The sequence below is a fragment of the Actinomyces stomatis genome, from assembly GCF_031292835.1.
Lineage (GTDB): Bacteria > Actinomycetota > Actinomycetes > Actinomycetales > Actinomycetaceae > Actinomyces > Actinomyces stomatis.
The window spans coordinates 214,109-227,891 of record NZ_JASPEP010000002.1 but is presented as its reverse complement, the minus strand read 5'-3'; the positions used below and the strand labels follow the sequence as shown (position 1 = coordinate 227,891).

The following is a 13,783-nucleotide window of genomic DNA, read 5'->3' as shown; positions in this document are numbered from 1 at the left end:
TCATGGCCAATCGTCGCACCACGAGAACATCTGCGCCGTCGTCGGGAACCGGCAGAGGGCGTAATCGAGGTGGCTCCGCTCCCGGGGCCGCTCCCTTCGCCGCGCCCGGTACGGGCCCCTCCGGTGGGCGCTACCGCCGTACCGGCTGGGCCTTCCTCATCCTGGCCCTCGCTGCGGTTCTGGCGCTGCGCGAGTGGTTCGGGATCTCCGGGGCCGCAGGTGATCTCCTGCACCACATCGCTGCGGGTCCCGTTGGTGTCCTGGGCGTCTTCGTGCCCCCGCTCCTGGCGGCGCTGGGGGTCGCCATGCTCCGGGTCCACAGCCTGGGTGCGGTGCACGCGCGGGTCTCCGTGGGCTGCCTGGGACTGCTGACGGCTCTGACCGGAATGATCCAGGTCGGCAGCGGTAACCCGGTCCTCAGGGGCAATATCGGCGGCCTGGAGAGTGCCGGAGGGCTGTTGGGGTGGCTGGTGGGCTACCCCCTGGCGGCGCTGTTCTCCTCCGTGGGGGCCTTCATCCTGTTCATCCTCCTGACTGTGTTCTCCGCCCTGGTCATGTCCGGCAAGACCGTTGCCGAGATCCGTGAGCTGCTGGAGCAGTACCGGACCGCGGACGGTGACGAGGCATCCCACGGCGCCGGTGGTTCCGGTGACTCCCTGGCCCGGCGCCTGCTCGGACGGGCGCGTGGAGGCTCCGGGCGCGCCGGTGCCTCGGGAGGCGATCCGGATCAGACGGCGCTCCTGGACTCCTACGACGGCGACGAGCCCTTCCGCTCCGCCCTGGAGGTGGAGGAGTCGGCCTCCCGCAAGCGGGGCAGTGGTCGGCGTAAGCGCTCGGCTGACCGAGAGGCCCAGCAGACGGCGATCACCGATCTCTTCGAACCGGGCGGCGATCCCGACGGCCACTCGGAGAATGCCGCCTTCGTCGTCCCGGACATGGGTGAGGAGAGCGACGCCGTTGCCTCCTCGGCACCCTCGGCCGCCTCTCCCACCCGGACCAGGCCGGCCGGCCCGACAGGTGGCCCCGCGGTGGCCGGCTCGGCCGCTGGGGGACAGCGCAAGCCCTCATCGCCCAAGCGCTCTGCCCCGCAGTCACCGTCCGGCTTCGACGCCGTCACCGAGGAGACCCCCGCGGCCCCGTTCGAGGAGCCCGACCTCGCCGACCAGATCGCCATGAGCGACCTGAGCAACATGGCCCTGCCCGACGGCTCGACCTACACCCTGCCCGAGGACGCGCTGCTCGGCCCCGGCCCGGGGCACTCCACCCGCACCCCCGCCAACGACGCCATTGTCGAGTCCTTGCAGAACGTCTTCTCCGAGTTCAACGTGGACGCCACGGTCACCGGCTACACACGCGGTCCTCAGGTCACCCGCTACGAGGTCCACCGGGGCCGGGGGGTCAACGTCTCCCGTATCACGGGGCTGGAGAAGAACATCGCCTATGCGGTGGCCTCCGACGAGATCCGTCTGCTGACCCCCATTCCGGGCAAGAGCGCCATCGGCATCGAGATCCCCAACAGCGACCGGGAGATGGTCAAGCTCGGTGACGTTCTGCGCTCCCAGGCCGCGCGCAAGCAGGCGCACCCGCTGGTGGTCGGGCTGGGCAAGAACGTGGAGGGCGACTACGTCGTCACCAACCTGGCCAAGACCCCGCACCTGCTGGTGGCCGGCCAGACCGGTTCGGGTAAGTCCTCCTTCGTCAACTCGATGATCACATCGATCATGATGCGTGCCACGCCCGAGGAGGTGCGCATGGTGCTGGTGGACCCCAAGCGGGTGGAGCTGACCATCTACGAGGGCATCCCGCACCTCATCACCCCGATCATCACCTCCCCGAAGAAGGCGGCCGAGGCCCTGGAGTGGGTGGTGCGGGAGATGGATGCCCGCTACGACGACCTGGCCTCCTTCGGCTTCAAGCACATCGACGACTTCAACAAGGCGGTGCGCGCCGGAGAGGTCCAGCCCCTGCCGGGCTCCCAGCGGGAGCTGAGCCCCTACCCCTACCTCCTGGTCGTCGTCGACGAGCTCGCCGATCTCATGATGACCGCCCCCAAGGACGTGGAGGCATCCATCCAGCGCATCACCCAGCTGGCCCGTGCCGCCGGGATCCACCTGGTCCTGGCCACCCAGAGACCCGTCGCCCAGGTGGTCACCGGCCTCATCAAGTCCAACGTGCCCTCGCGCCTGGCCTTCGCCACGGCCTCGCAGCTGGACTCCCGGGTCATCCTCGACCAGAACGGTGCCGAGACGCTCACCGGCCAGGGCGATGCCCTCTACCTGGGACCGGGCGCCTCGACGCCGGTGCGCATCCAGGGCTCCTGGGTCACCGAGTCCGAGATCCGCTCCGTCGTCGAGCACGTCAAGTCCCAGCTGACACCCGAGTACCGCGAGGATGTCGTCGTCCCGGAGGTCAAGAAGCAGATCGACGAGGAGATCGGCGACGACATGGACCTGCTCCTGCAGGCCGCCGAGCTCATCATCTCCAGTCAGTTCGGCTCCACCTCCATGCTCCAGCGCAAGCTGCGTGTCGGCTTCGCCAAGGCCGGACGTCTCATGGACCTGCTGGAGTCCCGCGAGGTCGTCGGCCCCTCTGAGGGCTCCAAGGCCCGCGACGTCCTCGTCCAACCTGAGCAGCTCGAGGAGACCCTGGCCTGGATCAAGGGTGAGGGCGGTGCGCCCGGAAGCGCTGAGACTCCCGAGAGCTCTGATGGTTCTCAGGGCGAGCCCGGCTCCGACGTCCCGTCGGCTCCCGCTTCGGGTGACCCTCGTACCGCGGTCATGCCGGCGAACCGTTACAGCACGGATCCGTTGGAGGTCGCCTCGAGCCTGCCGGAGTCGGAGTCCTGGGACGATACGTCCGCCGAGGAGGACTCCGAGGACGCCTGGTCACTCACTGGCCGCGGCTCATCGTGGTGATGAGGAGGCCGCTGCCGTGCCCGGAGGGTCCAGGGGCGCTCCCGCTCGTTTGATGACCTCTTCCCGACTGAGGATCTTCGGGGCCGGTCCGGTGGATTTCGGTGGCGTGGTGGACATGGTCGAGGCGTCCTTGACGTCTGAGGTGAGCATGCTCCAGCGCCGATCGATCTCCTCCTTGCCCAGACCCAGGCCGGCAGGACGCTCACCGTTGTGCAGGGCCGCCAGGTCTCTGACCTTGTAGCCGCCCTCCTGATCCATCGTGAACGGGTGCCAGTTCAGCTTGTCCACGCTCACCGAGCCGTCGGCGTGGGAAGTGATGTCGGCCCAGACCAGCTGACCGACGTCGGACAGCGGAGCGCAGCACCCTTCGTCCTGGTTGGAGATGTAGTTGCCGGCCGAGTACGACACCCACATCCCCTTGCCCTCGACTCCTCCGGAGAGCTTCTCGGCGGGCTGAGGCACATGCGGATGAGCACCGAAGAGGATGTCGACCTGCCCGCTGTCGGCGAGAGACCGGGCGTAGGAGACCTGATCGTTATCGGGCGTGGTCTCGTACTCCTGACCGATCTGGGAGTGGACGACGACAAGGTCGGCACCCGCCGCACGGGCTGACTTCGCTGCCTTCGTGATGGCGCCGACGTCGTTGAGCGACACCGAGTGTCCGGTGGGATCGTCGAGGCCGTTGAGGTCCTTGGTCGTGGAGATCTGGGCCACGGTCACTGTGCGCCCTCCCCGTGCGAGCTCGTAGAGTGCGAAGGGCACGGAAGCGTCCTCCTTGCTCCGGTAGGTGCCCGCGTGCCCCATCCCGTGAGCGTCCAGGGCGTCCAGGGTGGCGATGACTCCGGCCTCACCCCGGTCGGCGGCGTGGTTGGAGGCGGTCGCGCAGCCGTCCCACCCGGATCTGGCCAAGGCGCCGACGACCTCGGAAGAGGTGCCGAAGGAGGGATAGCCCGAGTAAATCCCGTCCGGAGCGACGGGAACCTCCATGCCGCACAGGGCCAGATCCAGGCCCTCGACCCAGGGGGTCTCAGCGGCAACGTTGTCGGTGATGTCCCCTGAGGCTCCCGGAGTGGATTCCATCACCGGCATGTGCATGAGGACGTCCCCGGCGTAACCCACGGTGAAGTGCACGTCCTGCGAGCCGCTGGTGCCGGTGGAGCCGGACGGAGCCGGAGACTGAGTCGGCAGAGACTGATCCGAGCTCGTCGAGCAGCCGCTCAGCACGACGGACGCGGTGAGAACGGCGGCGGTGAGGAGGAGCGGACCTCGTGGCCGGTGGGCGACACGTGCGGTACGCGGCGAGTCACGTGGCTCCCCGGAGGCGCGGTGCCGGGGAGCCACGTTGTCGGAAGCTGCCAAAGATGGTGAGAGAAGCATGGAGGGAAGCATGATGGTGATGAATGTAAGAACTGAACCTTAACAGCATGTGTGCGGCCCGTGCTCTTCTCAGCGGCATGAGGCAGAAGTGCGGAAATGCCGGAGAACCGTGGGTGACTACCGAGCCCCTGTTGTACATCGCATGCGGCGGCGTCAGGGCGCGCACGGTGGCGGCATGCGGATGCGACGTTGTCCGAGAAGATGGATCGAGGTTTCTCCGTCGGCCAGAGGCCGTGCACGACTAGGCTGACCTTGATGAACGCCCCGACCGCCCCGGACGGCGCCGCGCAGTCAGAGCAGGCGCCGCTGCTCAACGTCGCCAACGCACTGACGGTGCTGCGCCTGCTGCTCGTTCCCGTTTTCATCTGGCTCTCCCTGCTGCCGGGGGACAGGGCCGGGCTCGCCGCGGTCGTGGTCTTCGTCGTGGCGGCCTTCACGGACCGTCTTGACGGTCAGCTGGCGCGCTCGCGGGGGCTGGTGACCTCCTTCGGCAAGATCGCCGATCCCATCGCGGACAAGGCGCTGACCCTGTCCGCCTTCGTCCTGCTGAGCGTCAACCACCGACTGTGGTGGTGGGTCACCATCCTCATCGTCGTGCGCGAGCTCGGCATCACGGTCATGCGTTTCTTCATGCTGCGCCGCGCCGTGATGGCGGCATCGCGCGGCGGCAAGATCAAGACGACCCTTCAGATGGTGGGGCTGGTCGGGCTGCTCACGCCTTGGTCCACGCTGCTGCCCGCGGGCCTGGCCGCGTTCCTGACCAAGGCGGCCTATGTCGTCGTGGCTGCAGCGCTCATCGTCACGGTGGTGACCGGCCTGGACTATGTCCGCGAGGCGATGCGGTTGAGCCGCCAGAATGGATCGAGTGGCCAGTGACCGTCCCGAGGCGGAAGCCATGGTGATCGAGGGTGCGCGCGACGTCGAGGACTGCACCCGCGTCGCGACCTCCCTCCTGCGCGCCGCCGCGGAGCTCGGGGTGACTCTGGCGATCGCCGAGTCGCTGACGGGCGGGCAGGTCTCCTCCAGCCTGGTGGAGGTTCCCGGTGCCTCACGTGTGCTCGTGGGAGCGGTCGTCGCCTACGCCACCCGGATCAAGGCGCAGGTCCTCGGGGTCGATGCCGCGCACCTGGAGCGGACCGGGCCGGTGGACCGCGATGTCGCCCTGCAGATGGCGTACGGCGTGCGCCGGCTCCTCGGGGCCGATCTGGGGCTGGCGACCACCGGGGTGGCTGGGCCGGGGACGGCCGACGGTCATCCGGCGGGAACGGTCCATATAGCCGTCGTCGGTCCGTGGGGTGAGGAGCATCGCGAGCTGCACCTGAGCGGTGACCGCTCGCAGATCCGGCGCGCCACCGTGATGGAGGTGTTCGAGCTGGCCATCGGTTTTCTGCGGGAAGAAGGTCGTGGGAGACGGCTCTGAGTGCTTCTCATCGACGACTGACCAACTACAGACCACAGACTAAGACGTATTTCAGATTTCTCTCAGGAATGCCGGTAGAGTGGTTCTCAACGTCACCGGAGCCGGAGAGCTGGCCTCGCGTGGCGGGAATGAATCCACGACGTGAATGGTTGTGCTAGACGATGAACAACACGACTCACCCCCGCACCACTCGCCCGATCAACAACCGGATGCCGATGCGCCAGGGACCCGGGGCAGGGTACGGTGTGTCCGTGGACACCCCGAAGCACGAGAATGTCGTTCTGCGCCGCGAGATCGGAGAAGTCCTGCGTGGCGTCCGACAGCACCAGGGGCGTACGCTGCGCGAGGTCTCCTCGCAGGCCCGCGTCTCCCTGGGGTACCTCTCCGAGGTCGAGCGCGGCCAGAAGGAGGCATCCTCCGAGCTGCTCGCCTCCATCTGCCAGGCGCTTGACGCCCCCCTGTCCATGGTGCTGCGTGAGGTCTCCGACCGCATCGCCCTGACCGAAGGCGTCATGATTCCGGACACAGTTCCCGATGAGCTCGTGCGTCAGCAGGGGGTTGCCCTGCGGTGACCATCCGCTGACGCCCTCAGCGCGGTGCTCTCACGGCGCCTGAGGTCGTTACCAGTGAGCCGACCTTCCCGGCGGTGGGGCCACGATCAGTGGACTCGCCGCCGGGTTGCCTGTTGAGGAAGGGGGAGTGGTGAAGCACTCGGAGTTCTGGAACGCCGTCGAGACGGTCTTCGGTCCGGTCTATGGCCGATCGCTGGCACAGGACCTGGTTCTTCCGGGACTGTGCATGACCTGCGTGCAGGCGCTCGACGACGGTGTGGCGCCGGAACGGGTCTGGGGCCTTCTGTGCGACGAGACCGAGCGCTCGGATGCCGAGCGTTGGATCTTCCGCTCTGATCCCCGTCGATGAGCTCGGGTGACGGTGAGGGCGGTGAGGTGGAGCTCGGGGTCGCCGACACGCGCGTGACGATGATGTCATGATCGAACAGGTGTTCGGGTACTGTTCTCCACGAACGACGACGACGCCCCTTGAGTCCACAGGGCTGATGAGGGGCGGAGATAGATGTCAGTGGTCAGGCATACCGTCGTTGGTGAGCCCCGGAGAGGGGACCTCGCCGAAGTTGACCAGCCATGCCCGCCGCGGCTGCGCGCCGCCCTGAGAACCGAGGTAGAACAATGCCTGCTGCCAGCCAGACCCAGGACCGCTCCAAGGCCCTGGCCACAGCCCTCGCCCAGATCGACAAGAGCTTCGGTAAGGGATCCGTCATGCGCCTGGGGGACGACACCCGTCCTCCGGTCTCCGTCATCCCGACGGGATCGGTTGCCCTCGACGTGGCTCTGGGAGTCGGGGGACTCCCGAGGGGACGCATCATCGAGGTCTACGGGCCGGAGTCCTCCGGAAAGACCACCGTTGCCCTGCACGCCGTGGCCAGTGCGCAGCGGGCCGGCGGGAACGCGGCCTTCATCGACGCCGAGCACGCCCTCGACCCGGTCTACGCCAAAGCCCTGGGCGTCGACATCGACAACCTCCTGGTCTCACAGCCGGACACCGGGGAGCAGGCCCTGGAGATCACCGACATGCTGGTGCGCTCGGGCGGTCTGGACATCATCGTCATCGACTCCGTGGCGGCCCTGGTCCCCAAGGCCGAGATCGAGGGGGAGATGGGGGACTCTCACGTCGGTCTCCAGGCCCGCCTCATGAGCCAGGCGCTGCGTAAGATCACCGGTGCACTGTCCTCCACCGGCACCACCGCCATCTTCATCAACCAGCTGCGTGAGAAGATCGGTGTGTTCTTCGGCAACCCGGAGACCACCACCGGTGGGAAGGCCCTGAAGTTCTACGCCTCCGTACGCCTGGACGTGCGCCGCATCGGCGGGCTCAAGGACGGTGACCAGCCCGTGGGCAACCGCACCCGGGTCAAGGTCGTCAAGAACAAGATGGCGCCGCCCTTCAAGCAGGCCGAGTTCGACATCCTCTACGGCCAGGGCATCTCCCGTGAGGGCAGCCTGCTGGACCTGGGTGTGGACAACGGCGTGGTGCGCAAGTCGGGGGCCTGGTTCACCTACGGGGAGGACCAGCTCGGTCAGGGCAAGGAAAACGCCCGCAACTTCCTCAAGGACAACCCGCAGCTGGCCGCCGAGATCGAGGAGAAGATCCTCGCGGCCCTGGGGATCGGCGAACCCGGCCGCAAGGCCCGCGAGGCTGAGGAGATGGCCGCCGCCGAGGCGGCCGTGGCTGCAGCCGCCGTCCCGGTGGACAGCGGGGACACTGCCGCCACGAGCGCGGTCAAGAACGCCCGGGGGCGAGGGAAGAAGACCACCGCCGCCGCTAAGGCGTCCAAGAGCGTGAAGACGCCCAAGGAGGCGTCGTCGGATGAGCCGGACACCATCTTCGGTGAGGACGCCGGCGGGTTCTGATGCCCTGGCTCATCCCTGACGCCCACGCGCAGGCGGTCGAGGCGGCGCGGGAGATCGTCCTGCGCCGCCTCGACCGCAGTGCGGCTCCTCGTGCGGCCCTGGAGGAACTGCTCGAGCGCAAGGAGGTGGACCCCCGTGTGGCCGCCGAGGTCCTCGACCGTCTGGAGGCGGCCGGGGTCATTGATGACACCGCCTATGCGGCCCGCCTGGCGCGCACCCGCTTCGCGGAGAAGGGGGCGGCCAGACGAGCCATCGCCGAGGAGCTGCGGCGCAAGGGACTGGGTGAGCGGGACGTCACCGCGGCCCTCGGGCAGATCAGCTCCGACGACGAGGACGCGGCGGCGCTGGCGCTGGCTCGCAAGAAGCTGTCCGCCACTCGCCACCTGCCCTGGGAGGTGCGCCGGCGCCGCACCGCGGCCGTGCTGGGGCGCAAGGGTTACAGCCGGGAAGTGACCATGCGGGCCATTGCTGCCGCTCATGCCGAGGAACCGGACTGAGAATCGGGTCTGTTCGGGCCTCGAGAAGCCCGAGGCTCTCTCCGGCCGACTAGGCTTGTCCCATGACCCAGGTGATTCCGGCTACTGGCGGCCCCCACGTCCCGGTTGACCTCCAAACGTTGGCGGCCTCAGCGGGAATCGCCGCCGAGCACGTCATTCCCCACGGCCGTGATGTGGCCAAGATCGACCTGCGCGTACTGGAATCCAGCAAGCGCGTGAGCAGCAGCGGTGCGAGTACCGCCCACTACGTCGTCGTCACTGCGATCACACCGACGCCTTTCGGCGAGGGCAAGACGACCACGGCCATCGGACTGGCCCAGGGGCTCACCCGTCTGGGAGAGCAGGCCGTCCTCACCCTGCGCCAGTCGGCCATGGGACCCACCTTCGGCATCAAGGGCGGAGCCGGAGGCTCCGGGGGCGCCCGCATCCTGCCGGCCGAACGGATGAACCTGCACCTGACCGGCGACTTTCACGCCATCACCGCCGCCCACAACCTCCTGTCGGCGATGATCGACAACCACCTGCACCACGGCAATGAGCTCGACATCGACGAGCGCACCATCACCTGGCCCCGGGTCCTGGACGTCAACGACCGCGCCCTGCGCCATATCGTGACCGGCCTGGGGACAAAAGTCGACGGTGTCACCCGGCAGGCCTCCTTCGACATCACCCCGGCCAGCGAGCTCATGGTCATCATGTCTCTGGCTGTGGACCTGGCCGACCTGCGCAATCGCCTGGGGCGCATCGTCATCGGCCGCAATCGCAGTGGGGAGTGGATCAGTGCCGAGGACCTCAAGGCAGCAGGGGTCATGTGCGCCGTCCTGCGCGACGCGCTCGAGCCCAACCTCCTGCGCACCGGTGAGGGCACGCCCGTCCTGGTCCACACCGGCCCCTTCGGCAATATTGCCACCGGATGCTCCTCGGTCATCGCCGACCGCGTCGCCGCGGCAGGAGCCCACGACGGCGGCTACATCCTCACCGAGGCCGGCTTCGGATCCGACATGGGCCTGGAGCGCTTCATCGACCTCAAGTGTGCTGTCTCCGGTATGCACCCGAGTGCCGCCGTCGTCGTGGTCACCATCAGGGCGCTCAAGGCCCACAGCGGACGCCACCGCCTCGTCAGCGGCAAGGACCTTCCCGAGGAGATGCTCCAGGAGAACATCGAGGACGTGCGCGCCGGCGCCGCCAACCTGCTCAAGCACCTGCAGATCGTGCGGGGCTTCGGTATCACCCCGGTCGTGGCCGTCAACGTCTTCCCCACCGACCACGACAGCGAGATCGAGGAGGTGAGGCGCATCGCCCACGACGCCGGAGCCCGGGTCGCGATCTGTCACCCCGTCACCAGGGGAGGCGAGGGGTGCCTCGACCTGGCCGGAGCCGTCGTCGAGGCCTGTCAGGAGGCGGACGAACCGGTCGCCACCCACCCTGCCTACGAGCCACAGGACGACCTGCGCACCAAGATCGCCAAGGTTGCCGACCTCTACGGCGCCGACGGCGTGGACTACACCCCCGCCGCCGGTAGGCTGCTGGACGCCTACGAGCGTGACGGCTTCGGGAACCTGCCCGTCGTCGTCGCCAAGACCCCGCTGTCCCTGTCGGCCGAGCCCGGCCGCAAGGGCGTGCCCACCGGGTGGCGCCTGCCGGTGCGCGAGGTGCGTCTGGCCGCGGGGGCCGGCTACGTCTACGCGATCTGCGGCAACCTGTCGACCATGCCGGGTCTACCGAGTCACCCCGCCGCCGAGCGCATCGACGTCGACGTCGTCACCGGGGAGATCGTGGGGCTGCGCTGAGAAGTCACGGGCCGGGTCCGGCGATATGCCGGACCCGGCCCGTGACTTGACAGGAGCAACCGTGCTGTCAGCTCTTCTCGTGCTTGGAGGTCTCGAAGAGGAGGTTGACCTGCTCGTTGTACGTCGTCAGCGTTGAGGCGGATACCCGGTTCGCCCACAGGTCGTCCGTCGCGGGCTTCATGATGGCGGCCACGTCCGCGCCGAAGTAGGTCAGTGGGAAGAAGAAGGTGGACTTGTCCTCCAGGTGCTGGGTGAAGGGCTTGGTGGGCAGGCCAGTTTCCTCGAAGACCTTCACTGCCTTGTCAGTGGAGGAGGCGATCGCCGGGAAGACGATTCCGTGAGAGGCCACGATGTCCTGCGCCTCGGCGGTTCCCAGGAAGGCCACCCACTTGGAGGCATTGTCGATGTTGGCCGACTGCTTGGAGATCGAGTCGCCCAGTCCGTTGAACAGGGAGACCGACTTGCCGCTGGGGCCCACTGGGTTCGCGGCGATCCCGACCTTGACGTCGAGCTTGGCGTAGGTGCTGAACATCCACGAGCCGTTGAAGCACATGGCGACCTTGCCGCTGCCGAGTTGGACATCGGTGCTGGTCGTGGAGGAGAAGGCGCCACGAGGAGGCATATAACCCTTGTCCACCAGACCGAAGTACCAGTCCATCGTGTCCTGGAAGACCTTCTCGTCGTAGCGGTAGTGGTTCCCCCACGTTTCCTTGTTCGTATAGAACCAGTCGCCGGCCGAGCCGGTGAAGGGACTCCACTGGGTCTGGCCGTCCCCGGTGCCGGCGTCCTGGATGCCCAGGCCGTAGACGGCCACGCGATTCTTATCGAAACCGGGCTCGTCACCTCGCACGCCGTTCTTGTCCACGGTCAGGCGGGCGAGGATCTTCTCGAAGGTTCCGCCGTCAGTGGGGTTCCAGGACCAGCCGGCCAGATCGGCCTCGGTCAGGCCCGCCTGGGTAAGCATGTCCCGGTTGTAGAAGACCGCCACGGTGTCCCAGTCCTTGGGGCAGCCGTACTGGTGGCCGTCCTCCCCCTTCCACAGGTCGATGAGGCCCTCCTGGAAGGCGGACTCGTCGACACCGGCCCAAGCGGCCTGCTTCTCCAGCGGGACCAGGACCTCCAGATCCACGAACTGGGCGAACTTGGAGATGTGGTCGGTGAAGGCGTCCGGTCCGGTCCCGGCGATGAAACCGGCCGTCAGCTTGGTCCAGTAGTCGCCCCAGGCGATCTGGGTGATATTGACCTTGATGCCGGTCTTGGCCTCGAAGGCCTTGGCGCAGGCCTCATAGGCGGGCAGCTGGCTGGCGTCCCACATCCAGTACTCCACGGCGCCGGATCCCGACTTCCTTGAGCCGCCGGAGCAGGCGGCCAGGGTCAGGGCGGCCGCGCCCGAGGCCAGGCCGCATAGGAGGCTGCGGCGCGACAGTGAGGAACGAAGAGGGCTGATCGGTTGAGTCGTCATCTGGTGCCTCACTTGATTCCGGTAAAGCCGATGGAGTTGACGATGCGCCGGGCGAAGGCCATGAACAGCAGGAGCATCGGGAGGGCTGCCACCAGGGTGGCGGCCATGAGCCCGGCCCAGTCGGGACCGGTCTGCGGGGCCTGGGAGCGGAAGACCGCCAGGGCCACCGTGAGGACCCGTGAGGAGTCCGTGTAGGAGACCAGCAGGGGCCAGAAGTAGTCGTTCCAGGCCGTGATGTAGGTCAGGATCGCCAGCGTCGAGATCGGGGCCTTGGCCATGGGCAGGATGAGGGTGAAGAACACCCGTACCTTGGAGGCTCCGTCGAGCAGCGCGGCCTCCTCCAGCTCGCGCGGGATGTTCATGAAGAACTGTTTGAGGAAGAACACCGCGAAGGGCGTCATGAACATGGTCGGCAGCGCCACCCCGAGGAAGGTGTCGATGAGGTGGAGCTGCTTGACCAGCACGAAGTTGGGCAGGAGCGTGAAGATCGAGGGGACCATGAGGGCTCCCAGGAACACGGCGAAGACCGTGTCGCGTCCCTTCCAGCGCAGGCGGGAGAAGGAGTAGGCGGCCATCGCCGAGAAGAAGACCTGCCCAACGGTGACCAGTGTGGAGATGATGACCGAGTTGCGCAGGTAGAGCCAGAAGTTGATGGCTGCGCCGCTGCCGCCGTCGGCCAGGGCCTCCTCGGTGGACTGCATGCCGAAGACGCGGGCGAAGCCGCGCAGGTTGATGTCCACCGGCAGCAGGCTGGTGGGGTGGGCCGTGATGCCCGCGTTGGAGGACAGCGCCGTACGCAGGACCCAGTAGAAGGGCAGGAGCGTGAACAGCATGATGAGGATCATCGCCGCCCAGGCCAGGGCCTTGCCGACGGTGAGCCGGCGGCCGGGGGCCTCCGAGGACGCCGCAGCAGCTGCCTTGGGGGACTTTGCGGAGGACACGGATGCGGTTGTCGTTGTCATGGGTGGTCCTCCTCAGTCCAGGTCCGTCTCGCCGGCACGGGTCATGCGGTACTGCAGGATCGTGATCGCGGCCAGGACGAGCAGCAGCCCCACCGCCATGGCGGAGGCGTATCCGAACTGGAAGCGCCCGAAGGCCATGTCGTAGATGTAGTACTGCAGCACGCGGGTGGCGTTGACGGGGCCGCCCTGGGTGGCCACCGAGACGGTGTCGAAGACCTGGAAGGAGCCGATCATCGTCATGATGAGCACGAGTGCCAGGATGGGACGCAGCAGCGGGACGGTGATCCTCCAGAACATCCGCCACTCGCTGGCGCCGTCCACCTTGCCGGCCTCGTAGACCGTGCTCGGGATCGACTGCAGGCCCGCGAAGATGAGCAGGGCCGTGTAGCCCACGTGCCGCCACACGTTGATGATCGCGATGGTGGGGATGGCCATCGACGAGGAGAAGAAGTCCACGGCAGAGCCCGTCAGGGACTCCAGGAGCTGATTGGTGATACCCAACGTGTTGTCCAGGATCCACAGCCACAGCATGGCGGCGACCACGTTGGAGACCAGGTAGGGCGTCAGCACGATGGATCGTATGAAGGTGGACTGGGTCAGGCGCTGCATGAGGACGGCGATGAGGAGCGCCAGGATCGTCTGCAGGCCGATATTGATGACCACGTACTCCACGGTGACGACGACGGCGTTCCAGAAGGTGTCGTCCTGAACCATGCGTTTGTAGTTGTCCAGGCCGGTGAACTCCTCGGGGGTCAGGAGGTTGTACTCGGTGAAGGACAACCAGATGCCTCGGATGAGGGGCCAGATGTAGAAGGCGACGAGGCCGATCGTCGCCGGGAGGATGAAGGCGAGGCCGAGCTTGAGGTCGGAGCGTGGCTTGCGTTGCCGACGCGATGGTCGTGCGACCAGGGTCGAGGTTGACATCGGGTCT

Annotated in this window: 12 protein-coding genes; 8 read left to right on the top strand and 4 right to left on the bottom strand. The window is 67.4% G+C overall.

What is annotated here, in order from left to right:
* Nucleotides 1–2 precede the first annotated feature (2 nt).
* Nucleotides 3–2,915, top strand: coding sequence for a DNA translocase FtsK (locus RIV12_RS02260; protein WP_309321910.1), 2,913 nt, complete (start codon nt 3–5; stop codon nt 2,913–2,915).
* Here RIV12_RS02260 and RIV12_RS02255 read toward each other — a convergent pair.
* On the bottom strand, nt 2,904–4,292 hold the full coding sequence (locus RIV12_RS02255; RefSeq protein WP_309321909.1) for a CapA family protein: 1,389 nt from the start codon (nt 4,290–4,292) through the stop codon (nt 2,904–2,906). The two genes, RIV12_RS02260 and RIV12_RS02255, sit on opposite strands and share 12 nt — an antisense overlap.
* A gap of 255 nt (nt 4,293–4,547) precedes the next feature.
* On the opposite strand from RIV12_RS02255, the gene pgsA reads away from it, so the two are divergent.
* The 7 genes from pgsA to RIV12_RS02220 all read left to right on the top strand — a co-directional run bounded on the left by pgsA (nt 4,548) and on the right by RIV12_RS02220 (nt 10,428).
* A complete protein-coding gene (gene pgsA, locus RIV12_RS02250; RefSeq protein ID WP_143224144.1) occupies nt 4,548–5,168 on the top strand; it encodes a CDP-diacylglycerol--glycerol-3-phosphate 3-phosphatidyltransferase in 621 nt (206 codons plus the stop codon).
* Between the two features lie 19 nt (nt 5,169–5,187).
* The gene (locus tag RIV12_RS02245) at nt 5,188–5,712 is read left to right on the top strand and encodes a CinA family protein (RefSeq protein WP_309321975.1); all 525 of its coding nucleotides are present in this window, start codon (nt 5,188–5,190) and stop codon (nt 5,710–5,712) included.
* Between the two features lie 161 nt (nt 5,713–5,873).
* Complete coding sequence (locus RIV12_RS02240) at nt 5,874–6,284, top strand: helix-turn-helix domain-containing protein (RefSeq protein ID WP_004565236.1); 411 nt, start codon at nt 5,874–5,876, stop codon at nt 6,282–6,284.
* Between the two features lie 130 nt (nt 6,285–6,414).
* Complete coding sequence (locus tag RIV12_RS02235; protein WP_428978903.1) at nt 6,415–6,633, top strand: DUF3046 domain-containing protein; 219 nt, start codon at nt 6,415–6,417, stop codon at nt 6,631–6,633.
* 266 nt (nt 6,634–6,899) lie between these two features.
* Nucleotides 6,900–8,141, top strand: a complete 1,242-nt coding sequence (gene recA / locus RIV12_RS02230) for a recombinase RecA (RefSeq protein WP_075418989.1) — start codon at nt 6,900–6,902, stop codon at nt 8,139–8,141.
* Nucleotides 8,141–8,638, top strand: a complete 498-nt coding sequence (locus RIV12_RS02225; RefSeq protein ID WP_309321904.1) for a regulatory protein RecX — start codon at nt 8,141–8,143, stop codon at nt 8,636–8,638. Before recA ends, RIV12_RS02225 begins: the two co-directional genes overlap by 1 nt.
* Before the next feature lie 62 nt (nt 8,639–8,700).
* Entirely contained in the window at nt 8,701–10,428 is a 1,728-nt protein-coding gene (locus RIV12_RS02220; RefSeq protein ID WP_309321902.1) for a formate--tetrahydrofolate ligase, read from the top strand.
* Between the two features lie 67 nt (nt 10,429–10,495).
* Here the strand turns inward: RIV12_RS02220 and RIV12_RS02215 are convergent, their stop codons facing one another.
* From RIV12_RS02215 to RIV12_RS02205, 3 genes are read right to left on the bottom strand one after another with little or no spacing between them, the layout of a single operon-like run.
* The gene (locus RIV12_RS02215; RefSeq protein ID WP_309321901.1) at nt 10,496–11,890 is read right to left on the bottom strand and encodes an ABC transporter substrate-binding protein; all 1,395 of its coding nucleotides are present in this window, start codon (nt 11,888–11,890) and stop codon (nt 10,496–10,498) included.
* Nucleotides 11,891–11,898: 8 nt separating this feature from the next.
* Nucleotides 11,899–12,852 carry a carbohydrate ABC transporter permease gene (locus RIV12_RS02210; protein ID WP_075418993.1) on the bottom strand — a complete coding sequence of 318 codons (954 nt, stop codon included), beginning with the start codon at nt 12,850–12,852 and terminating at the stop codon, nt 11,899–11,901.
* 12 nt (nt 12,853–12,864) lie between these two features.
* Nucleotides 12,865–13,776 carry a carbohydrate ABC transporter permease gene (locus RIV12_RS02205; protein WP_309321899.1) on the bottom strand — a complete coding sequence of 304 codons (912 nt, stop codon included), beginning with the start codon at nt 13,774–13,776 and terminating at the stop codon, nt 12,865–12,867.
* Nucleotides 13,777–13,783 lie beyond the last annotated feature (7 nt).